At 67.7% G+C, this 21046-nt stretch carries 31 protein-coding genes; all 31 read left to right on the top strand.

What is annotated here, in order from left to right:
- A partial coding sequence (locus AAC134_RS16830; protein WP_261496019.1) for a hypothetical protein occupies positions 1 to 77 on the top strand: 77 nt, incomplete at its 5' end.
- A gap of 88 nt (positions 78 to 165) precedes the next feature.
- The gene (rpsJ, locus tag AAC134_RS16835) at positions 166 to 474 is read left to right on the top strand and encodes a 30S ribosomal protein S10 (protein WP_339950285.1); all 309 of its coding nucleotides are present in this window, start codon (positions 166 to 168) and stop codon (positions 472 to 474) included.
- Positions 475 to 481: 7 nt separating this feature from the next.
- Complete coding sequence (gene rplC / locus AAC134_RS16840) at positions 482 to 1342, top strand: 50S ribosomal protein L3 (protein ID WP_339950336.1); 861 nt, start codon at positions 482 to 484, stop codon at positions 1340 to 1342.
- Positions 1339 to 1959 (top strand): 50S ribosomal protein L4, encoded by a 621-nt coding sequence (gene rplD, locus AAC134_RS16845; RefSeq protein ID WP_339950286.1) that lies wholly within the window; start codon positions 1339 to 1341, stop codon positions 1957 to 1959. Before rplC ends, rplD begins: the two co-directional genes overlap by 4 nt.
- A complete protein-coding gene (locus AAC134_RS16850; RefSeq protein ID WP_339950287.1) occupies positions 1956 to 2252 on the top strand; it encodes a 50S ribosomal protein L23 in 297 nt (98 codons plus the stop codon). The genes rplD and AAC134_RS16850 overlap by 4 nt, the downstream gene beginning before the upstream one ends.
- 64 nt (positions 2253 to 2316) lie before the next feature.
- On the top strand, positions 2317 to 3156 hold the full coding sequence (gene rplB, locus AAC134_RS16855) for a 50S ribosomal protein L2 (RefSeq protein ID WP_339950288.1): 840 nt from the start codon (positions 2317 to 2319) through the stop codon (positions 3154 to 3156).
- 13 nt (positions 3157 to 3169) lie between these two features.
- Positions 3170 to 3448, top strand: a complete 279-nt coding sequence (gene rpsS, locus AAC134_RS16860) for a 30S ribosomal protein S19 (protein ID WP_092864350.1) — start codon at positions 3170 to 3172, stop codon at positions 3446 to 3448.
- A 7-nt stretch (positions 3449 to 3455) separates the two neighbouring features.
- Positions 3456 to 3836 (top strand): 50S ribosomal protein L22, encoded by a 381-nt coding sequence (rplV, locus tag AAC134_RS16865; protein WP_339950289.1) that lies wholly within the window; start codon positions 3456 to 3458, stop codon positions 3834 to 3836.
- Positions 3836 to 4534 (top strand): 30S ribosomal protein S3, encoded by a 699-nt coding sequence (gene rpsC / locus AAC134_RS16870; RefSeq protein ID WP_339950290.1) that lies wholly within the window; start codon positions 3836 to 3838, stop codon positions 4532 to 4534. The genes rplV and rpsC overlap by 1 nt, the downstream gene beginning before the upstream one ends.
- A gap of 18 nt (positions 4535 to 4552) precedes the next feature.
- Positions 4553 to 4966 carry a 50S ribosomal protein L16 gene (gene rplP, locus AAC134_RS16875; protein ID WP_339950291.1) on the top strand — a complete coding sequence of 138 codons (414 nt, stop codon included), beginning with the start codon at positions 4553 to 4555 and terminating at the stop codon, positions 4964 to 4966.
- 197 nt (positions 4967 to 5163) lie between these two features.
- Positions 5164 to 5373, top strand: a complete 210-nt coding sequence (gene rpmC, locus AAC134_RS16880; RefSeq protein ID WP_092864361.1) for a 50S ribosomal protein L29 — start codon at positions 5164 to 5166, stop codon at positions 5371 to 5373.
- 1 nt (position 5374) lies between these two features.
- Entirely contained in the window at positions 5375 to 5626 is a 252-nt protein-coding gene (gene rpsQ / locus AAC134_RS16885) for a 30S ribosomal protein S17 (protein WP_339950292.1), read from the top strand.
- Between the two features lie 54 nt (positions 5627 to 5680).
- Positions 5681 to 6049: a 50S ribosomal protein L14 gene (gene rplN / locus AAC134_RS16890; RefSeq protein WP_339950293.1), complete on the top strand. Its 369-nt coding sequence runs from the start codon at positions 5681 to 5683 to the stop codon at positions 6047 to 6049.
- A complete protein-coding gene (gene rplX, locus AAC134_RS16895; protein WP_339950294.1) occupies positions 6049 to 6363 on the top strand; it encodes a 50S ribosomal protein L24 in 315 nt (104 codons plus the stop codon). Before rplN ends, rplX begins: the two co-directional genes overlap by 1 nt.
- Complete coding sequence (gene rplE, locus AAC134_RS16900; protein WP_339950295.1) at positions 6356 to 6916, top strand: 50S ribosomal protein L5; 561 nt, start codon at positions 6356 to 6358, stop codon at positions 6914 to 6916. Before rplX ends, rplE begins: the two co-directional genes overlap by 8 nt.
- Positions 6917 to 6936: 20 nt before the next feature.
- Positions 6937 to 7242, top strand: a complete 306-nt coding sequence (gene rpsN / locus AAC134_RS16905) for a 30S ribosomal protein S14 (protein ID WP_339950296.1) — start codon at positions 6937 to 6939, stop codon at positions 7240 to 7242.
- Positions 7243 to 7252: 10 nt separating this feature from the next.
- A complete protein-coding gene (gene rpsH, locus AAC134_RS16910) occupies positions 7253 to 7648 on the top strand; it encodes a 30S ribosomal protein S8 (protein WP_339950297.1) in 396 nt (131 codons plus the stop codon).
- A gap of 10 nt (positions 7649 to 7658) precedes the next feature.
- Positions 7659 to 8192, top strand: coding sequence for a 50S ribosomal protein L6 (rplF, locus tag AAC134_RS16915; RefSeq protein WP_339950298.1), 534 nt, complete (start codon positions 7659 to 7661; stop codon positions 8190 to 8192).
- Between the two features lie 12 nt (positions 8193 to 8204).
- On the top strand, positions 8205 to 8564 hold the full coding sequence (gene rplR / locus AAC134_RS16920; protein WP_339950299.1) for a 50S ribosomal protein L18: 360 nt from the start codon (positions 8205 to 8207) through the stop codon (positions 8562 to 8564).
- Positions 8565 to 8575: 11 nt separating this feature from the next.
- Positions 8576 to 9172: a 30S ribosomal protein S5 gene (gene rpsE / locus AAC134_RS16925; protein WP_339950300.1), complete on the top strand. Its 597-nt coding sequence runs from the start codon at positions 8576 to 8578 to the stop codon at positions 9170 to 9172.
- An 11-nt stretch (positions 9173 to 9183) separates the two neighbouring features.
- The gene (rpmD, locus tag AAC134_RS16930; RefSeq protein WP_339950301.1) at positions 9184 to 9375 is read left to right on the top strand and encodes a 50S ribosomal protein L30; all 192 of its coding nucleotides are present in this window, start codon (positions 9184 to 9186) and stop codon (positions 9373 to 9375) included.
- 106 nt (positions 9376 to 9481) lie between these two features.
- Positions 9482 to 9973 (top strand): 50S ribosomal protein L15, encoded by a 492-nt coding sequence (gene rplO, locus AAC134_RS16935; protein WP_339950302.1) that lies wholly within the window; start codon positions 9482 to 9484, stop codon positions 9971 to 9973.
- 97 nt (positions 9974 to 10070) lie between these two features.
- Positions 10071 to 11411, top strand: coding sequence for a preprotein translocase subunit SecY (gene secY / locus AAC134_RS16940; protein ID WP_339950303.1), 1341 nt, complete (start codon positions 10071 to 10073; stop codon positions 11409 to 11411).
- The gene (locus tag AAC134_RS16945) at positions 11408 to 12055 is read left to right on the top strand and encodes an adenylate kinase (protein WP_339950304.1); all 648 of its coding nucleotides are present in this window, start codon (positions 11408 to 11410) and stop codon (positions 12053 to 12055) included. The genes secY and AAC134_RS16945 overlap by 4 nt, the downstream gene beginning before the upstream one ends.
- Positions 12056 to 12363: 308 nt before the next feature.
- Positions 12364 to 12732 (top strand): 30S ribosomal protein S13, encoded by a 369-nt coding sequence (gene rpsM, locus AAC134_RS16950; RefSeq protein WP_339950337.1) that lies wholly within the window; start codon positions 12364 to 12366, stop codon positions 12730 to 12732.
- A gap of 12 nt (positions 12733 to 12744) precedes the next feature.
- Positions 12745 to 13134, top strand: a complete 390-nt coding sequence (rpsK, locus tag AAC134_RS16955) for a 30S ribosomal protein S11 (RefSeq protein WP_339950305.1) — start codon at positions 12745 to 12747, stop codon at positions 13132 to 13134.
- 133 nt (positions 13135 to 13267) lie between these two features.
- Entirely contained in the window at positions 13268 to 14287 is a 1020-nt protein-coding gene (locus tag AAC134_RS16960; protein ID WP_339950306.1) for a DNA-directed RNA polymerase subunit alpha, read from the top strand.
- 214 nt (positions 14288 to 14501) lie between these two features.
- A complete protein-coding gene (locus AAC134_RS16965) occupies positions 14502 to 17432 on the top strand; it encodes a calcium-binding protein (RefSeq protein WP_339950307.1) in 2931 nt (976 codons plus the stop codon).
- Between the two features lie 170 nt (positions 17433 to 17602).
- Complete coding sequence (rplQ, locus tag AAC134_RS16970) at positions 17603 to 18022, top strand: 50S ribosomal protein L17 (RefSeq protein ID WP_339950308.1); 420 nt, start codon at positions 17603 to 17605, stop codon at positions 18020 to 18022.
- Between the two features lie 192 nt (positions 18023 to 18214).
- A complete protein-coding gene (locus AAC134_RS16975) occupies positions 18215 to 19615 on the top strand; it encodes a trypsin-like peptidase domain-containing protein (RefSeq protein ID WP_339950338.1) in 1401 nt (466 codons plus the stop codon).
- Between the two features lie 4 nt (positions 19616 to 19619).
- The gene (locus tag AAC134_RS16980) at positions 19620 to 20957 is read left to right on the top strand and encodes a replication-associated recombination protein A (protein ID WP_339950309.1); all 1338 of its coding nucleotides are present in this window, start codon (positions 19620 to 19622) and stop codon (positions 20955 to 20957) included.
- The last annotated feature ends 89 nt before the right edge of the window (positions 20958 to 21046 follow it).

Genomic DNA, 21046 nt, shown 5'->3' on the forward strand with positions numbered 1-21046 from the left:
AGGAGAAGCTCCGCTTCGCCATCCGTGAGGGCGGCCGCACCGTCGGCGCGGGCGTTGTCTCCAAGATCCTCAAGTAAACCCCGGCAGTTCTGCTCCCAGGCGGCCGGGGGCCACGCGCCCCCGGCCGCCGACGTTGAGTTTCCTGCCTTTCGGAGAACCAGAGCCATGACAGGCCAGAACATCAGGATCCGCCTGAAGGCGTTCGACTACCGGGTGCTGGATGCCAGCACCCAGGAGATCGTCGACACCGCCAAGCGGACCGGCGCGCAGGTGCGGGGCCCCATCCCCCTGCCCAACAAGATCGAGAAGTTCACCGTTCTGCGCGGCCCGCACATCGACAAGAAGTCGCGCGAGCAGTTTGAGATCCGCACCCACAAGCGGCTCCTGGACATCGTCGACCCCACGCCGCAGACGGTGGACGCGCTGATGAAGCTCGACCTCGCCGCCGGCGTCGACGTCGAAATCAAGCTCTGAGGAGGGTATCATGCGCTCCGGAGTGATCGCCAAGAAGCTGGGCATGACCCGGCTGTTCATGGAAGACGGCCGCCAGATCCCGGTGACCGTTCTCCAGATGGAAAACGTTCAGGTCGTGGCCCAGCGCACGTCCGACAAGGACGGCTATTCGGCCGTCCAGCTCGGCGCCGGCGCGGCCAAGGCCAAGAACACCACCGCCCCGATGCGCGGCCATTTCGCCAAGGCGAACGTGGCCCCCAAGCGCAAGCTGGCGGAGTTCCGCGTGGCCCCCGAGAACCTCATCGAGGTTGGCGAGGAGATCACGGCTGACCACTACTTCGAGGGTCAGTTCGTGGACGTCGCCGGCACCTCGATCGGCAAGGGCTTTGCGGGCGCGATGAAGCGGCACAACTTCGGCGGCCTCCGGGCGTCGCACGGCGTGTCCGTCTCGCACCGCTCGCATGGCTCCACCGGCCAGTGCCAGGACCCGGGCAAGGTCTTCAAGGGCAAGAAGATGGCCGGTCACATGGGCGCCGCCCGCGTGACCGTTCAGAACCTGCAGGTGATCAAGACCGACTCCGAGCGCGGTCTGGTCATGGTCAAGGGCGCGGTTCCGGGCTCGCGCGGCGGTTGGGTGACCATCCGCGACGCGGTCAAGAAGGCCACGCCCGAGAACGTGATCCTGCCGGCCGCCCTGCGTTCGGCCGCCGAGGAGGCCCGCAAGGCCGCCGAAGCCGCCGCCGCCGAAGCCGCAGCGGCCGAGGCTGCCGCGGAGGAGGAGCGGCTCGCCGCCGAGGCCGCGGCTCAGGAGGCTGCGCTGAAGGAAGCCGAGGCGTCCACCGATGAGGACGACGCATCGAAGACCCCCGAAGGAGGCGATGAGAAATGAAGACCGAAGTGGTCACTCTCGACGCCGGCGCGGCGGGCGAGATCGAACTCGACGACGCGATCTTCGGGCTCGAGCCGCGCGCCGACATTCTGCACCGTGTGGTGCGCTGGCAGCTGGCGCGTCGCCAGGCCGGCACCCACAAGACCAAGTCGCGCGGCGAGGTCTCCTACTCGACGAAGAAGATCTATCGTCAGAAGGGCACCGGCGGCGCGCGGCACGGCGACAAGGCCGTCTCGCAGTTCCGCCACGGCGGCACCGTGAAGGGTCCGGTCGTGCGCTCGCATGCGCATGACCTGCCCAAGAAGGTCCGCAAGCTGGGCCTGAAGATGGCGCTGTCGGCCAAGGCGCGCGACGGCAAGATCATCGTCGTGGACAAGGCGGAGCTCGACGCGGGCAAGACCAAGTCGCTGAAGGCGGGGCTCGAGAAGCTCGGTCTGAAGCGGGTCCTGATCCTCGACGGGGCCGCGATCCAGGAGAACTTCTCCCGGGCCGCGCGCAACATCGCCGACGTGGACGTGCTGCCCTCCCAGGGCGCCAACGTCTACGACATCCTGCGGCGCGATACGCTGGTTCTGACCAAGGCCGGCGTCGAGGCTCTGGAGGCTCGACTGAAATGACCGCGAAGCACGAGCTCTATGACGTGATCCGCAAGCCGATCATCACCGAGAAGTCCACGATGGCGTCCGAGCAGAACGCCGTGGTCTTCGAGGTGGGGATCGACACGACGAAGCCGAAGATCAAGGAGGCCGTCGAGACTCTGTTCGGCGTCAAGGTGAAGGCCGTGAACACGACCGTCACCAAGGGCAAGACCAAGAAGTTCAAGGGCAAGCCCGGCCGCCGCAAGGATGTCAAGAAGGCCTACGTCACCCTCGAAGAGGGTAACACGATCGACGTGACGACCGGGCTCTGAGCCCGGTCATCACGCTGAACCCTATCCCCAGGCGCAAGCCTGGACGGCAACGGAAGACAGCAAGATGGCGTTGAAAACTTACAACCCCACGACGCCGGGCCAGCGCGGGCTGGTTCTGATCGACCGTTCGGAGCTGTACAAAGGTCGTCCCGAGAAGAAGCTCACGCACGGGCTTACGAAAAAGGGCGGCCGCAACAACACCGGACGGATCACGGCGCGTCGGATCGGCGGCGGGGCCAAGCGGCTCTACCGCATCGTCGACTTCAAGCGGCGCAAGTGGGACGTGCCCGCCACCGTCGAGCGGATCGAATACGATCCCAACCGGACCGCGTTCATCGCGCTGATCCGGTACGAGGACGGCGAGGTGGCCTACATCCTGGCGCCGCAGCGCCTGGCGATCGGCGACAAGGTCGTGGCCGGCTCGAAGGTCGACGTGAAGCCCGGCAACTCGATGCCCTTCTCGGGCATGCCTGTCGGCACGATCGTGCACAACATCGAGCTGAAAGCGGGCAAGGGCGGGCAGATCGCGCGCGCCGCCGGCTCCTACGCCCAGTTCGTGGGTCGCGACGGCGGCTACGCCCAGATCCGTCTGAGCTCGGGCGAGCTGCGCATGGTCCGTCAGGAGTGCATGGCCACGGTGGGCGCGGTGTCGAACCCCGACCACTCGAACCAGGACTTCGGCAAGGCCGGCCGCACGCGGCACAAGGGCAAGCGCCCCTCGGTCCGCGGCGTCGCGATGAACCCGATCGACCACCCCCATGGCGGCGGCGAAGGCCGCACCTCGGGCGGCCGCACGCCGGTCACCCCCTGGGGCAAGGACACGAAGGGTCGACGCACGCGCAAGAACAAGTCGACTCAGAAATACATCATTCGCTCGCGGCATGCCCGCAAGAGCGGCCGCTGAGGAGGGACGATAGATGGCACGTTCCGTCTGGAAAGGTCCGTTCGTCGACTCCTACGTCTTGAAAAAGGCGGAGAAGGCACGGGAATCCACGCGAGCCGAGGTGATCAAGATCTGGTCGCGTCGCTCCACCATTCTGCCGCAGTTCGTCGGTCTGACGTTCGGCGTCTACAATGGTCAGAAGCATATCCCGGTGAACGTCACCGAGGACATGATCGGGCACAAGTTCGGCGAGTTCGCGCCGACGCGCACGTACTACGGCCACATGGCCGACAAAAAAGCCAAGCGGAGGTAACTGGGCGATGAGCAAGTCTTCCAACCCCCGCCGCGTGGCGGACAACGAAGCGATGGCGGTCTCCCGCATGCTTCGCATCAGCCCGCAGAAGCTGAACCTTGTGGCGGGCCTGATCCGCCGCAAGCCGGTCGGCAAGGCGCTGAACGAGCTGGCGTTCTCCAAGAAGCGGATTGCGCTCGACGTGCGCAAGACGCTGCAGTCGGCGATCGCCAACGCGGAGAACAACCACGGGCTCGACGTTGACGAGCTGATCGTGGCCGAGGCCTGGGTGGGCAAGAACCTGGTGCTGAAGCGCGGGCGCCCCCGGGCGCGCGGCCGCTTCGGGCGGATCGAGAAGCCGTTCAGCCAGATCACCATCAAGGTCCGGCAGGTCGAGGAGAGCGCCTGATGGGCAACAAGGTCAATCCGATCGGGCTGCGCCTGCAGGTCAACCGGACCTGGGACAGCCGCTGGTACGCGAACGCCAAGGACTACGGCGCGCTGCTTCACGAGGACATCCGGATCCGGGAGTTCATCAAGAAGAAGTGCGCCAACGCCGGGGTCAGCCGCGTGGTGATCGAGCGTCCGCACCGCAAGTGCCGGGTGACGATCCACACGGCGCGTCCGGGCGTGATCATCGGCAAGAAGGGCGCCGACATCGAGAAGCTCCGCCGCGAAGTGGCGAAGCTGACCTCGTCGGAGCTGCACCTCAACATCGTCGAGGTGCGCAAGCCCGAGACCGACGCCCAGCTGGTCGGCGAGAACATCGCCCAGCAGCTCGAGCGTCGCGTCGCCTTCCGTCGTGCGATCAAGCGCGCGGTGCAGAACGCCATGCGCATGGGCGCGCTGGGGATCCGCATCAACGCCGGCGGCCGTCTCGGCGGCGCCGAGATCGCGCGGACCGAGTGGTATCGTGAGGGCCGCGTGCCCCTGCATACCCTGCGGGCCGACATCGACTACGCGCATGTCGAGGCGAAGACCGCCTACGGCATCATCGGGATCAAGGTCTGGATCTTCAAAGGCGAGATCATGGAGCACGATCCCCAGGCGCGCGACCGTCGCCAGCAGGAGCTGCAGGAGGGCGCCTCGCGCCCGGCCCGCGGCTGAGCCTGAGGAGTTGACAGGATGCTTTCTCCGAAGCGCACCAAGTTCCGCAAGCAGCACAAGGGTCGTATCCACGGCCTGGCGAAAGGCGGAACCGAGCTGAATTTCGGCTCGTTCGGGCTCAAGGCCATCGAACCGGAGCGCATCACCGCGCGCCAGATCGAGGCCGCCCGCCGCGCCATGACGCGTCACATGAAGCGTCAGGGCCGCGTGTGGATCCGGATCTTCCCGGATGTGCCCGTCACCCAGAAGCCCACCGAAGTCCGTATGGGCAAGGGCAAGGGTTCGGTCGAATACTGGGCCGCGAAAGTGAAGCCCGGCCGCGTCATGTTCGAGATTGACGGGGTGTCCGAACCTGTGGCACGGGAGGCCCTCCGGTTGGCGGCGATGAAACTGCCGATCAAGAGCCGATTCGTGCAGAAAGAAGACTGGTGATCCCGGGCCCGCTGAGGCGGGCCACGGCGGTCGCCTGACTGCTGCCGACAGGCATGAGGCGAGGGGCTGGCGTTGCCGGCCCCGCGTCTTCGTCAGATGAGATGGCCGGGGCGGATCCGGCGTGATTGCGGGCGCGGCCGGGACCGAACTCCCAGGCCCGCGGCCCGCTTGGATGCGAGAGAGAGGATTTGAGGCTCATGAAAGCCGCCGATCTGCGCGAGAAGACGCCCGATCAGCTGCGCGACGAGCTCGCGGCGCTGAAGAAGGAGCAGTTCAATCTGCGCTTCCGGGCCGCTACCGGCCAGAACGAGAACACCGCGCGGATGAAGACCGTGCGCCGCGATGTGGCGCGCGTGCTCACCGTCCTGAACCAGAAGGCCGCCGCTGCGGTCTCGCAGGAGGCCTGACATGCCCCGTCGCATTCTCCAGGGCACCGTCGTCTCGAACAAGAACGACAAGACCGTCACCGTGCTGGTGGAGCGTCGCTTCACCCACCCGCTGATGAAAAAGACCGTGCGCATGACCAAGCGGTACCATGCGCATGACGAAGGCAACGCGTGCCAGGTGGGCGAGACCGTTCGCATCACCGAGTGCCCGCCGCGCTCGAAATCGAAATCCTGGGAAGTCCTGACCGGAGAGGCTGGCGCCTCGCGGGACTGACCTACCAGTAGTCGAAACCGCAGGACGCGTTCCTGCAGGTCGGGAGAAACTGCCATGATCCAGATGCAGACCAACCTCTCGGTCGCCGACAACAGCGGCGCCCGTCGGGTTCAGTGCATCAAGGTGCTCGGCGGCGCGAAGCGCAAGTACGCTTCGGTCGGCGACATCATCGTGGTCTCCGTGAAGGAGGCCATTCCGCGCGGTCGCGTGAAGAAGGGCGATGTCCGCAAGGCCGTCGTCGTTCGCACCGCCAAGGAGGTGCGTCGCGCCGACGGCACCGCCATCCGCTTCGACGACAACGCCGCCGTCCTGCTGAACAACCAGGGCGAGCCGATCGGAACCCGCATCTTCGGGCCGGTCGTGCGTGAGCTGCGCTCGAAGAACTTCATGAAGATCATCTCGCTGGCGCCGGAGGTGCTCTGATGGCCGCGAAGCTCAAGAAGGGCGACAAGGTCGTCGTTCTCGCCGGCCGCGATCGCGGCAACGAGGGCGAGATCCTCAAGGTCATGCCGACCGAGAACCGCGCGCTGGTCTCCGGCGTGAACATGGTCGTGCGCCATCAGCGTCAGACCGCGCAGGCGCAGGGCGGCCGCATCTCGAAAGAGGCGACGATCGACCTGTCCAACCTGGCGCTCGTCGACCCCAAGACCGGCGGCGCGACCCGCGTCGGGTTCAAGATGGTCGACGGCAAGAAGGTCCGCTTCGCCAAGAAGTCGGGGGAGGTGATCGATGCTTGACGCAGCCGCTTACACGCCGCGCCTTCGCGCGCACTACCGCGATGTGGTGCGTCCCGCGCTGAAGGAAGAGTTCGGCTACAAGAACGACATGCAGATCCCCCGCCTGGACAAGATCGTCCTCAACATGGGCGTGGGCGAGGCGGTGTCGGACTCCAAGAAGATCAAGGCCGCGGCGGACGATCTGACCAAGATCGCCGGCCAGAAGGTCGTGATCACCAAGGCGCGCAACTCGATCGCCGGCTTCAAGGTCCGCGAGGAGATGCCCCTCGGCGTCAAGGTCACGCTTCGCAAGGAGCGGATGTACGACTTCCTGGACCGCCTGATCACCATCGCGCTGCCCCGCGTCCGCGACTTCCGCGGCGTGAAGGGCACGGCTTTCGACGGCCGTGGCAACTACGCCATGGGCCTGAAGGAGCACATCGTGTTCCCCGAGATCGAGTACGACAAGATCGATCAGATGTGGGGCATGGACATCGTGATGGCGACCACTGCCAAGACCGACGCGGAAGCCAAGGCGCTGTTGAAGCTTTTCAACATGCCCTTCGCGAGCTGAGCGCGGGAAAGGAATTCGACATGGCCAAGACGAGCATGATCGAGCGTCAGAAGAAGCGCGAGAAGCTGGTGGAGAAGTACGCCGCCAAGCGCGCCGCGCTGAAGGAGCAGATTCGCGATGAGAATCTGGGCCTGGCTGACCGCGTGAAGCTTTCGATGAAGCTGGCGAAGCTGCCGAGGAACTCCTCGGCGACCCGCCTGCACAACCGCTGCGAGATCACGGGCCGCCCCAAGGCCTACTATCGCAAACTGAAGATGTCGCGCATCGCGCTGCGGGATTACGCCTCTGTGGGCCAGATCCCCGGCATGGTGAAATCGAGCTGGTGAGGAGCGCACAATGAACGTGAACGATCCCATCGGCGACATGCTGACCCGCATCCGCAACGCGCAGATGCGTTTCAAGTCGACCGTCCGCACCCCCGCCTCCAAGCTGCGGGGCCGTGTGCTCGATGTTCTCCAGGCCGAGGGTTATATCCGCGGCTACGAGGGCGTCACCGTGGACTCCCACGCAGAGTACGAGATCAGCCTGAAGTACTTCGATGGCATGCCCGCCATCAAGGAGATCAAGCGCGTCTCCAAGCCCGGCCGCCGGGTGTACTCGCCCGTCGAGACGCTGCCCTCGGTCCGTCAGGGCCTGGGCGTTGCGATCGTCTCGACGTCCAAGGGCGTCATGTCCGATGCGCAGGCCCGCGCCGACAAGGTCGGCGGCGAGGTCCTGTGCACCGTGTTCTGAGGAGACTGTAATGTCCCGCATCGGAAAGAGGCCGGTCGAGCTTCCCAAGGGCGTGACGGCCACCGTCTCCGGCCAGACCGTCGAGGTGAAGGGCCCCAAGGGGACCCGCGCCTTCACGGCTACGGACGACGTGACCGTCGCGATCGACAACGAGACCATCACGGTCACCCCCCGCGGCACGTCCAAGCGGGCGCGCCAGCAGTGGGGCATGTCCCGCACCCAGGTCGCGAACCTGGTGCAGGGCGTGACCGAGGGTTTCAAGAAAGAGCTCGAGATCCAGGGCGTCGGCTACCGCGCCCAGGTTCAGGGCAAGGTCCTGAAGCTGGCGCTCGGCTATTCGCATGACGTCGAGTATGCGATCCCCGAGGGGATCGACATCGTCTGCGCGAAGCCCACGGAGATCGCGATCACCGGCACCGACCAGCAGCAGGTCGGCCAGGTGGCGGCGAACATCCGCGACTGGCGCCGCCCGGAGCCCTACAAGGGCAAGGGCATTCGCTACAAGGGCGAGTACATCTTCCGCAAGGAAGGCAAGAAGAAGTAACCGGAGGCCGACATGGCACTGAGCAAGCGAGAGCTGTTTCAGCGGCGCCGCCTTCGGGTGCGCAACCGTCTGAAAAAGGTGGCGAACGGACGTCCGCGTCTGTGCGTTCACCGGTCTAACAAGAACATCTCGGTCCAGGTGATCGACGACGTCGAGGGCAAGACCCTCTGCGCGGCGTCGACGCTGGAGAGCGCCCTGGGCGTGATCGGGAAGAACAACAAGGATGCCGCCGCCAAGATCGGCGCCGCGATCGCCGAGCGCGCCAAGGCCGCCGGCATCGAGGAAGTGGTGTTCGACCGCGGCGGCTACCTCTTTCACGGGAAGGTCCAGGCGCTCGCCGACGCCGCCCGTGAAGGCGGCCTGAAGTTCTGAGGAGGGCGACCATGGCCAGGGAAGACAACCGCGGCAATCGTCGTCGCGACCGGGACGAGGATCCTGAGTTCCAGGATCGCCTCGTCGCGATCAACCGCGTGTCCAAGACGGTGAAGGGCGGCAAACGCTTCGGCTTTGCAGCGCTCGTCGTCGTGGGCGACCAGAAAGGCCGCGTGGGCTTCGGCAAGGGCAAGGCCCGCGAAGTCCCCGAGGCGATCCGCAAGGCGACCGAGCAGGCCAAGCGCGGCCTGATCCGGGTGCCCCTGCGGGAGGGCCGGACCCTGCATCACGACGTCAACGGGCGTCATGGCGCGGGCAAGGTGGTGATGCGGACGGCCGACGCCGGCACCGGCATCATCGCCGGCGGCCCGATGCGCGCGGTGTTCGAGATGCTGGGCGTTCAGGACGTGGTGGCCAAGTCCATCGGGTCCCAGAACCCCTACAACATGATCCGCGCCACCATCGACGGGCTGCGCAACGAGGCGTCTCCGCGCCAGGTTGCCTCGCGTCGTGGCAAGAAGGTCGCCGACATCCTGCCCAAGCGGGACGAGGCCCCCGAGGCCAAGACCGCTGGCGAGGCCGTCGAGGCCGCCGGCGCCGAGGCCTGAGGAGCGAGAGCATGGGCAAGACCATCGTGGTGAAGCAGATCGGGTCCCCGATCCGCCGTCCGAAAAGCCAGCGCGACACCCTCAAGGGTCTCGGGCTGAACAAGATGCACAAGACCCGCGAGCTCGAGGACACCCCCTCGGTGCGCGGCATGGTCAACTCGATCCCGCATCTCGCGGTGATCGTGGAGGAAAAGGGCGAGTAATCGTCCGCTTCGCCCGGGCGCTTCCGGCGCCCGGGCCCTTTATCGCAGGTCGATGGCCCGCCGCGGATGACGCCGCAGGCAGGGTCCGACAGAAGGAATACGCGTCATGAAGCTCAACGAACTCCGCGACAATCCCGGGGCCACGAAGGCGCGCAAGCGCGTCGGCCGCGGCCCGGGCTCGGGCGTCGGCAAGACCGGCGGCCGCGGCATCAAGGGCCAGAAGTCCCGCTCCGGCGTGGCGATCAACGGCTTCGAGGGCGGCCAGATGCCGATCTATCGGCGCCTGCCCAAGCGCGGCTTCACCAAGCCGTTCCGGGACGAGTTCGCCGTGATCAACCTCGACAACCTCTCCAAGTTCATTGAAGAGGGCAAGATCGACGCCTCGGCCAAGATCGACGAGGACGTGCTGGTCGCCTCGGGCCTGGTGCGCCGCAAGCGCGACGGCGTGCGTCTGCTGGGTCGCGGCGAAGTCACGCAGGCCCTGACGATCGAGGTCACCGGCGCCTCCAAGTCCGCGCTGGCGGCCGTGGAAAAGGCCGGCGGCTCGGTCACCGTCCTCGCCCCGGCGAAGCCGGCGGCCGAGAGCGACGCCGAATGACATTGCGGGCGATCAGCCCCTCCTTTAACTAAACCGCGACGCCGCCGCGGGGCTCGTCCCCCGGCGGCGTCCGTATGACAGCCTGCGGGAGAGAAGCATGGCGTCCGCCGCCGAGCAGATGGCCCAGAACATGAGCTGGAGCGCCTTTGGCAAGGCCAAAGAGCTCCAGAGCCGGATCCTATTCGCGCTGGGCCTGCTGGTGATCTACCGGCTGGGGACCTACATCCCGATGCCCGGGATCGACCCCGTCCAGCTCGCGAGATTCATCGAACAGACGCAGTCCGGTATCCTGGGCGTGTTCAACATGTTCGCCGGCGGCGCGGTCAGCCGCATGGCGATCTTCGCGCTGGGCATCATGCCCTACATCTCCGCCTCGATCATCATGCAGCTGATGACCTCGATGGTGCCGTCGCTGGAGGCTCTCAAGAAGGAGGGCGAGGCCGGCCGCCGCAAGATCAACCAGTACACGCGCTACGGCACGGTCGTGCTGGCCGCGGTGCAGGCCTACGGCATCGCCGTGGGTCTCGAGGGGCAGGGCCTGGCGCTCGATCCCGGCTGGTACTTCCGCGCCTCGACCGTGATCACGCTGGTCGGCGGCACCATGTTCCTGATGTGGCTGGGCGAGCAGATCACCGCGCGGGGCATCGGCAACGGCATCTCGCTGATCATCTACGTCGGCATCATCGCCACCATGCCCAGCGCGCTGGCGCAGCTGTTCGAGCTGGGCCGCACCGGGCAGCTGGCCGCGGGAATCGTCGTGGCGGTGATCGTGGGCGCGGTCGCGGTGATCGCGGCCGTGGTCTATATCGAGCGGGCGCAACGGCGGATCCTGGTCCAGTATCCCAAGCGCCAGGTCGGCCAGAAGATGTACGGGGGCGAGAACTCGTTCCTGCCGCTGAAGGTCAACACCGCCGGCGTGATCCCGCCGATCTTCGCCTCGTCGCTGCTGCTGCTGCCCGCCACCGTGGCCGGCTTCTCGGCGGACGGCGGCGCGGGCGGGGTGATGGGCTACGTCTCGGCCTACCTGGGCCGCGGGCAGCCGCTGTACCTGCTCAGCTTCGTGGCGCTGATCGTGTTCTTCGCGTTCTTCTATACCTCGGTCGTGTTCAATCCCGACGATGTGGCGGACAACCTGAAGAAGAACGGCGGCTATGTGCCGGGGATCCGTCCGGGCGCCAAGACCTCGCAGTATCTCGACTATGTGCTGACGCGACTCACGGCGGTCGGCGCGATCTACCTGTCGATCATCTGCGTGATGCCCGAGATCCTGATCTCGAACGTCGGCATCCCGTTCTACTTCGGCGGCACATCGCTGCTGATCGTGGTCTCGGTGACGATGGACACCGTCACGCAGGTTCAGAGTCACCTGCTGGCGCACCAGTACGAAGGACTGATCGAACGGTCCCGTCTTGGACGGCGAGGGAAGAGGAAAAAATGAACATCATTCTGCTCGGGCCGCCGGGGGCCGGCAAAGGCACCCAGGCGCGGCGGCTGGTCGAGGAGCGGGGCATGGTGCAGCTCAGCACCGGCGACATGCTCCGCGAGGCGCAGGCCTCCGGCTCCGAGATGGGCGAGATCGTCAAGGACATCATGGCGCGCGGCGACCTGGTGACCGACGAGATCGTCATCGGACTGATCAAGGAACAGCTCGAGAGCGGCGTCGCCGCCAAGGGCGCGATCTTCGACGGCTTTCCCCGCACGCTGGCCCAGGCCGACGCGCTGGGCGAGCTGCTGAAGGCGCAGGGCCTGGCGCTCGACGCCGTGGTCGCCATGCAGGTGGACGACGAGGCGCTGGTGGACCGCGTCTCCGGCCGCTTCACCTGCGCCAGCTGCGGCGAGGTCTATCACGAGACCGCGCACCCCCCGAAGGTCGAGGGCGTATGCGACAAGTGCGGGTCGACCGAGTTCAAGAAGCGGCCCGACGACAACGCCGAGTCGATGCGCACGCGGCTCCTGGCTTACTACCGGGACACCTCGCCGCTGATCGGCTACTACCACGCGCTCGGCAAGCTGACGCGGGTGGACGGAATGGCTCCGCCGGACGACGTGGCAGGCCAGGTCAAGGCCGCGCTGGACGGTTAAACGCCATCCGGATGCGCGGAGAGATAAAAAGGGACTGGATCCGGGCCCGCCCGGGTTGACGCGGAACCATCCCTTCATATACTCCGCGCCTCCGAACAAGGGGAGTCGTCGGACGGCGCTCTGGACCCCGGTCCAGAGAATCGCCGGGCCGGCGCTCGTTCGCAGACCGGGCAGGGGGTCGCTTGACCCTCCCCGGTTCGACCCGCGAACAGGATTTCAGCCCGACGCCGCCGGCGGGGGCGACGACAGGAACGTTGGAACCTTCGGCCCCCCGGGCGGCGGACCGGATCGAGATACGGAGCAGCACCTTGGCGCGCATCGCTGGCGTGAACATTCCCACGAACAAGAGGACGCACATCGCCCTCACCTACATCCATGGCATCGGCCATTCCTCCGCGAAGGAGGTGTGTTCGGCCGTGGGCATCGCTGAAGAGCGTCGGGTCAACGAACTGTCCGACGCCGAAGTTCTGGCGATCCGCGAGTACATCGACGGCAACCTCGCTGTGGAAGGCGACCTCCGCCGTGAGGTCGCGGTCAACATCAAGCGGCTGATGGATCTGGGCTGCTACCGCGGCCTGCGTCATCGCCGCCAGCTGCCCGTCCGCGGCCAGCGCACCCACACGAACGCCCGCACCCGCAAGGGCAAGGCGAAGCCGATCGCCGGCAAGAAGAAGTAAGGAGAGGCGTCGATGGCTCGCGAAAAGCAGCGCGTAAAGCGCAAAGAGCGGAAGAACATCACGTCCGGCGTCGCCCACGTGAACTCTTCTTTCAACAACACCAAGATCCTGATCGCCGACGCGCAGGGCAACGCGATCGCGTGGTCCTCCTCGGGCGCGATGGGCTTCAAGGGCTCGCGCAAGTCGACCCCCTACGCGGCCCAGGTTGCCGCCGAGGATGCCGGCAAGAAGGCCCAGGAGCATGGGATGCGCACCCTCGAGGTCGAGGTGCAGGGTCCGGGTTCGGGGCGCGAGAGCGCGCTGCGCGCCCTGCAGGCGGTGGGCTTCACCATCACCTCGATCCGGGACGTGACCCCGATCGCCCACAACGGTTGCCGTCCCCCGAAGCGCCGTCGCGTCTGACGCGTCGCTCTTCGGTGGCCCCGGCCCGCGCCCGCCGCGCGGGCCTTCGGCCGTTTACGTGGACGGAAATTAATTCCTCGGGACGCCCGGGCGGTCTGCGGATCCCGCTCAGGCACGGATGGAGGACCATCGCATGATCCACAAGAACTGGCAGGAGCTGATCCGGCCGACAGCCCTGGACATTCGTCCGGGCGCCGACGCCCAGCGCCAGGCCACCGTGATCGCCGAGCCGCTCGAGCGGGGCTTCGGCCTGACGCTCGGCAACGCCCTGCGTCGCGTCCTTCTCTCGTCGCTCCAGGGCGCCGCGATCGTCTCGATCCAGATCGACGGCGTGCTGCACGAGTTCTCGTCCGTCGCCGGCGTCCGTGAGGACGTGACCGACATCGTCCTGAACATCAAGGGCGTCGCGGTCAAGATGGACGTCGAGGGACCCAAGCGCCTGACGCTGCGGGGCGAGGGCCCCGGCCTTGTCGTCGCCGGCGACATTCAGGAGACGGCGGGCATCGAGATCCTGAACCCGGATCACGTGATCTGCCACCTCGACGAGGGCGCGAGCTTCCACGTGGAGCTGGTTGTGGACACCGGCAAGGGCTACGTCCCCGCCGACCGCAACAAGTCCGAGGACAGCCCCATCGGCCTGATCCCGGTCGACGCGCTGTTCAGCCCTGTCAAGAAGGTCAGCTACAAGGTCGAGCCCACCCGCGAGGGCCAGGTGCTGGACTACGACAAGCTGACCCTGCAGATGGAGACGGACGGCTCGCTGACCCCGGACGACGCGGTCGCCTACGCGGCCCGCATCCTCCAGGATCAGCTGTCGATCTTCGTCAACTTCGACGAGCCCGAGGCCGCCGGCCGTTCGGACGACGAGGAGCTGCCGGGCGGCATCAATCCGATCCTCCTCAAGAAGGTGGACGAGCTGGAGCTGTCGGTGCGGTCGGCCAACTGCCTGAAGAACGACAACATCGTCTACATCGGCGATCTCGTTCAGAAGACCGAGGCCGAGATGCTGCGCACGCCGAACTTCGGCCGCAAGTCGCTCAACGAGATCAAGGAGGTCCTCACCCAGATGGGCCTCCACCTCGGGATGGACGTGCCGGACTGGCCGCCGGACAACATCGAGGACCTGGCCCGCAAGTACGAGGACCAGTTCTAAGGAGCCGGATAGCCGGTTTCGGTTCGCAGATCTGGAGGGCGGCGCGGAGGACGCGCCGCCCTTCCGCATTTGTCGAACCTGCCAGACAGGCCCGGATCGAGGCAGGGCGGCTGAAGTTGATCAATTCTGTTACCCTTAGTAATCTTGGCGCCTGGGGGTGGACTTGGACGCGCTGAGTCGCGCCGGCGCGTCCGCGATTTGGGGACGATTATTGATGACCACGGTTTACGGGACCTTGGGCGACGACCTGATCGACGCCACCGACACCTATCATGTCTACGCGTTGGACGGGGATGACACGATCGTCTCCACCGCCGGCGCGACGGTCTACGGCGGCGACGGCTACGACGTTGTCGACTACGGCGCCGAAGACTACAGCTACGACCAGTTCCTCATCTCGTTCCTGGCGAACGGGAGCGTGACCGTCTGGCTCTGGGGCGTGAGCCACGGCGATCGTTTCACCGACACTTTGTGGGGGATCGAGGAACTCCGGTTCGCCGACGGCCAGGTGGTGGAGCTTCCCGAAGTGAGGCCGGTGATCCTGTATGGCGGCGACGGCAGTGACAACCTCAAGGGCGGCAGCTTGGGAGACTCCCTGTACGGAGGGGGCGGCGCGGACTGGGTCTATGGCGAATACGGCGATGACCACCTCGAAGGTGGCGACGGCCCCGACCGTATCTACGGCGGCAAGGGCGTCGACACACTCTACGGCGGCGAGGGCGTCGACACGCTGTACGGCGGCGAAGACAATGACACGTTGTATGGCGGAACGGGCGACGACCACTTCGTTCTGGTGGGCGGCTCTAACCCAGATGGCGCCGATGTAATCTACGGCGGCGACGGTGTCGATTATTTCCACTTGACTGATCGCCAGTTTAGCGAGGACTGGCTTCTGCGCACCGGCTCCGCGCGGACCGGAGATGGCGGCGCGCGGATCGACGTCCATATCCTGGAAGGCGTCGAGTTCCTGAAATTCAACTACGGCGACGCTGTTTCGATCGACGCCTTGCCATCTTTGGTCAAGGGCACGTCGGGCGACGACACTTTGGTCGGCGACGAAGGGTACGGCAGGCTTGAGGGCGACGACGGCGACGATGTGATTTTCGGCGGCGGGGGGCGCGACCTGATCTTCGGCGGCGACGGCGACGACGTGATCACGGGCGGCGACGACGACGACTTCGTCTCCGGCGGCGCCGGAGACGATGATGTCGCGATCTTCGAAGGGCCCGCCTCCCGTTACGAGGTGCTGCTCTGGGCGCCGGGCAAAGCGCAGGTGACGGACCTGATCGGAGATGGCGGGGTCGACATGCTGGAAGGCGTCGAGACGCTCCGCTTCGACGACGGCGACATGGTCGTACGTCAGGACGTCACCCAGTCCCCCACCGAGGGCGACGATCTCCTGTTCCAGGACTATTTCGAGTCCGACGTCTCGGCGCTCGGCGGCGACGACGTGTTCTACGCGGGCTACACCCAAGGGATCACCAATGTCGACGGTGGCGACGGCTACGACGTGGTCCGCTTCGACGCCCCCGCCTATGCGGACCCGCTCTCCCGCCGATTTTGGGAGACGACGCTCTCGCGGGACGATTTCTCGGTCAGTCTCGACGCTCTTGGCGGCGCGAGTGTCTTCTGGTCCCAGAACCCGGACGGGGACGGGCCGAAGGCGTTGTACAGGTTGACCGGCGTCGAGCGGCTGGTCTTCGCCGACGGCGTCTATATCGACATCCCCCAGGACCCCAGCATGACGCTGATCGGGACCGACGACGACGACACGCTGGTCGGCGGGGATTCCTTTGACACGCTCCAGGGCGGCGGCGGGGCGGATCTCCTGCTGGGCCGGGCTGGAAACGACTTGCTGGAGGGCGGCGACGGCGACGACGTGCTCGAGGGCGACGGCGGCGCGGACAGTCTCTACGGCGGCGACGGCGCAGACACGCTGATCGGCGGCGACGGGGACGACCTGCTGTTTGGCGGCGACGACGAGTATCTCGACGAGGGCGATGACATCGACGTCGCCGTGTTCGACGGTGACTTCGCGGACTACGAAGTCGTTGTGTCGGCGCCGGGGCGCGCCACGGTGAGGGACCTGGTTGGCGAGGGCGGGACGAACACGCTGCTGAATGTCGAACTGATGCGCTTCGCCGACCGCGATGTGCCGACGTCCGGTCCCGGGGACGATCCCTCGGAGGGCGATGACGATATCTACGCGGCATTCCAGACCGGGCCTGTCGACGCGCTCGACGGCGACGACGTGATCCATGCGTCGTTCGGCGGCATGTCCGTCGATGGCGGCGCGGGCTTCGACATCGTCGACTACGCAAGCTTCGCATGGCTTTACGGCTACGAGCGCAGCGATTTCCTGATCACGATTTCCGGCGACGGCTCCGTGGAGGTCTCTCTAACGGCCGCCGCCGAGGGGGACGGCTTCACCGACCAGCTGGTCAATGTCGAGCGGCTGCTGTTCGCCGACGGCGTCAGCGTGGAGGTTCCGCAGCCGCTGACCCTGCCCGGCGGCGCCGGTGCGGACGAACTGGTCGGGGGCGGGGCCGACGATGTGCTGCGAGGGCGTCGCGGCGCCGACCTGCTGGATGGCCTGGGCGGCGCGGACAAGCTTGTCGGCAATCGCGGCGCAGACCGTCTGCTGGGGGGCGACGGTCGCGACGATCTCGACGGCGGCCTCGGGGCGGATCGGCTGCGGGGCGGGCGCGACGCCGACGACCTCGACGGCAGCCGAGGCGGAGACCGCCTGTTCGGCGGGGGCGGCGCCGACGACCTCGACGGCAGCCGAGGCGCCGACCGCTTGTTCGGCGGGCGCGGCGCCGACGTCCTCAACGGAGGCGGCCAGCGCGACAAGTTGTGGGGTGGCGACGGCGACGACCGTCTGTCCGGCGGGCGTGGCAAGGACGTGCTGTGGGGCGGAGACGGCGCGGACCGGTTCGAGGTCGACTCCGGAGACGGTCGCGACGTGGTGAAGGACTTCGCCATCGGGGTCGATCGCCTCGACTTCGGGGATGGCATCGACGGGATCGGCGAGCTCGAATTCCGCCAGAACGGCGGCTCGGCGGTAGTGATCTACGACGGCGGCCGCCTGGTTCTGCGCGGCGTCGACGTGGACGACCTGGCACACGACAGCCTGCTGTTCTGACCGATCCGGGGCGGCGGTATTCGTCGCCCCCGCGCTCCCGCCCTTGCCCCGGCGGGCGGAATCCTGTATCGGCGCGCACGAAATGGGTCTGCGGGCATTCCGCGGGACCCCAAGGAGGGGGACGCCATGGACGTCTCCCGGACAAAGCATAACGCGAAAGGATCACTCCCATGCGCCACGGTCACGGTTACCGCAAACTCAACCGCACCCATGAGCATCGCAAGGCGATGTTCGCGAACATGGCCAGCTCGCTGATCGAGCATGAGCAGATCAAGACGACTCTGCCCAAGGCCAAGGAAATGAAGCGGATCATCGACAAGCTGATCACGCTGGGCAAGCGCGGCGATCTGCACGCCCGCCGGCTGGCCCATGCCGAGCTGAAGCAGGACGCGGCCGTCAAGAAGCTGTTTGACGTGCTGGGCCCGCGCTACAAGGAACGCTCGGGCGGCTACTCGCGCGTGCTGAAGGCCGGCTTCCGCTATGGCGACATGGCCCCGATGGCCTTCATCGAGCTGGTCGAGCGCGACGCCTCCGCCAAGGGCAAGGGCGACAAGGAGCGTGTCGCCGCCGAGGAAGCCGCCGCCGACTGATCGCGCCGCGCGATGTCGACGCCGCACGCAGGAGCCGCCCCCCTCGGGGCGGCTCTTTCGATTCGCCCTTCCGGGCGGCCGCGGCGCCCCCGGCCCGCATTGCCGCGACCCGCCTTCTCTTTCCCGTCCGCCGCACCTAGGTTCCCCTTCGCATCCCCCCTCGCCGCACCCGCCAGGAGGCGCCTCATGCCCATCGTCCGCACCGCCCTTGCGACCGCCCTCGCGCTCGCCGTCGCGACCGGTCCGGGCGTCGCCCGGGCGGAGACGACGGTTCCCGGCTCGATGACCGAGATCCAGCTGTCCTTTGCGCCGGTGGTGAAGGCGGCGGCGCCCTCGGTCGTGAACATCTACGCCAAGCGGGTGGTGGAGCGCGGCGGCCTCGCCGGGCCCTTCGCGCAGGACCCGTTCTTCCGCCGCTTCTTCGAGGGCATCGCGCCCAGGACCCAGCAGGTGCAGAACTCGCTGGGCTCGGGCGTGATCGTGCGGGCGGACGGGCTGGTGGTGACCAACCTGCACGTCGTCGGCCAGGCCACCGAGATCCGCGTGGTGCTGACCGACCGGCGCGAGTTCGAGGCCGAGATCCTGCTCGCCGACGAGGACAGCGACCTGGTGGTCCTGAAGCTCGACGGGGCGCAGGATCTGCCCGCCCTGCCGCTGCGCGACACCGCCGAGGTGGACGTGGGGGACCTGGTGCTGGCCATCGGCAACCCGTTCGGGGTGGGGCAGACGGTGACCTCGGGCATCGTCTCGGCGCTGGCGCGCACGCGCGAGGCGCCGGGCGGGGGCGCGGGCTATTACCTGCAGACCGATGCGGCGATCAACCCGGGCAATTCGGGCGGGGCGCTGGTCGACATGCGCGGGCGGCTGCTGGGGATCAACACGGCGATCCTGTCGCGCTCGGGCGGCTCGATCGGGATCGGCTTTGCGGTGCCCTCCGACCTCGTGGCGCAGGTGGTGACGCAGGCCGAGGCCGGGCGCTCGACGCTCGCGCGGCCGTGGGCGGGGATCTCGGGCCAGCCGGTCGACGGGGCGCTGGCCGAGGCGCTGGGGCTCGAGCGGGCGCAGGGCCTGGCGATCTCGGAGGTGCATCCGCGCTCGCCCTTCGCGCAGGCGGGGCTGGCGCGCGGCGACGTGCTGCTGTCGGTCGACGGCCGCACGGTGGGGGCGGAGCCGGAGCTGGCGTTCCGCCTCTCGGCGCTTGGCGTGGGGCGCGAGGCGGCGGTCGTCTGGCTGTCGGACGGCGAGCGGCGCGAGGCGAGGCTGCGGCTGGTCGCGGCGCCCGACGAGCCGGCGCGCGACCTGCGCCGTCTGCCCGGACCCTCGCCGCTGGGCGGGCTCGAGGTGTCGAACCTGAACCCGGCCGTGGCGATGGAGACGGGGTTGCCAGACGACGCGACCGGCGTGGTGGTGGTGGACGTGGCCGACGCGGCCGCCCGCGCGGGCTTTCGCGAGGGGGACCGGATCCTCGCGATCAACGACGCCGAGATCGCCGACACCGCCGCGCTGGAAGCCATCGCCAAGAGCCCGCCGCGGGTCCTGGAGCTGGCCGTCGAGCGCGCCGGGCGCCGCGGCTCGATGCGCTTCTCGCGCTGAACCGATGGCGGATCTGTTCGACCGTTCCGGAGACAAGGCGGGGGGCGAGGCTCCGGCCTCGTCTGGGGCGCGCCCGGCCTCCCGCCCGCTCGCCGACCGGCTTCGCCCGGGCGCGCTGGGGGAGGTGATCGGCCAGGACCACCTGCTGGGCGAGGGCGCGCCGCTGGCCGCCATGGTGGCCGCGCGGGAGCTGCCGAGCCTGGTGCTGTGGGGCCCGCCTGGGGTGGGCAAGACCACCATCGCGCGGCTGCTGGCCGAGGCGACGGACCTGTCCTTCGTGCAGATCTCGGCGATCTTCACCGGGGTCGCGGACCTGCGGAAGGTCTTTGACGGTGCGCGGGTGCGGGCCGGGAACGGGCAGGGCACGCTGCTGTTCGTCGACGAGATCCACCGCTTCAACAAGGCCCAGCAGGATGGGTTCCTCCCGCACATGGAGGACGGGACGATCACGCTTGTCGGGGCGACGACCGAGAACCCCTCCTTCGAGCTGAACCGGGCCTTGCTGTCGCGCGCCCAGGTGCTGGTGCTCAACCGGCTGGAGACGCCGGCGCTGGAGGCGATGCTGGATCGGGCCGAGGCGCTGGAGGGGCCGCTGCCGCTGACGCCCGAGGCGCGCGCGGCGCTGGTCAACCTCGCCGACGGGGACGGCCGGGCGCTGTTGAACCTGGCCGAGCAGGCGTTCCGGATGGGGCCCGGCCCGGTGGATGCGCAGGCGCTGGCCAAGCGCCTGACGCGGCGGGCGGCGCAGTACGACAAGTCGGGCGACGGGCACTACAACCTGATCTCGGCGCTGCACAAGTCGGTGCGCGGCTCGGACCCCGACGCGGCGCTCTACTGGCTGGCGCGGATGATCGAGGGGGGGGAGGATCCGCGGTTCCTGGCCCGCCGCATCACCCGCATGGCGGTCGAGGACATCGGGCTGGCCGATCCGCAGGCGGTGGGCCTGTGCCTCGAGGCCTGGCAGACCTATGAGCGGCTGGGCAGTCCCGAGGGGGAGCTGGCGCTGGCCCAGGCGGTGGTGCATCTCGCGCTCGCGCCCAAGTCGAACGCGGTCTACACGGCCTGGAAGCAGGCGGTGTCGCTGGCCAGGAAGTCGGGGTCGAGCGCGCCGCCCGCCCATATCCTCAACGCGCCGACGCGGTTGATGAAGGAGCAGGGGTTCGGAGCCGGCTACGCCTATGATCACGATGCCGAGGACGGGTTCTCCGGGCAGGACTATTTCCCCGAGGGGATGGAGCGCCCCTCGCTGTATCGCCCCGTCGAGCGGGGGTTCGAGCGGGAGCTGGGCAAGCGGGCGGAGTATTTCGCCCGGTTGCGCGCGAAGCGGCGCGGCGAGGACTGAGAGCGGCGAAGACTGGGGGCGGCGAGGACTGGGGGCGGCGAGGACTGGGGGCGGCGGCCGGGACGGATCTCGTCGGCGCTGCGCGCCAA

The sequence above is a fragment of the uncultured Albimonas sp. genome (assembly GCF_963977235.1).
In the GTDB taxonomy this organism is placed as follows: domain Bacteria; phylum Pseudomonadota; class Alphaproteobacteria; order Rhodobacterales; family Rhodobacteraceae; genus Albimonas.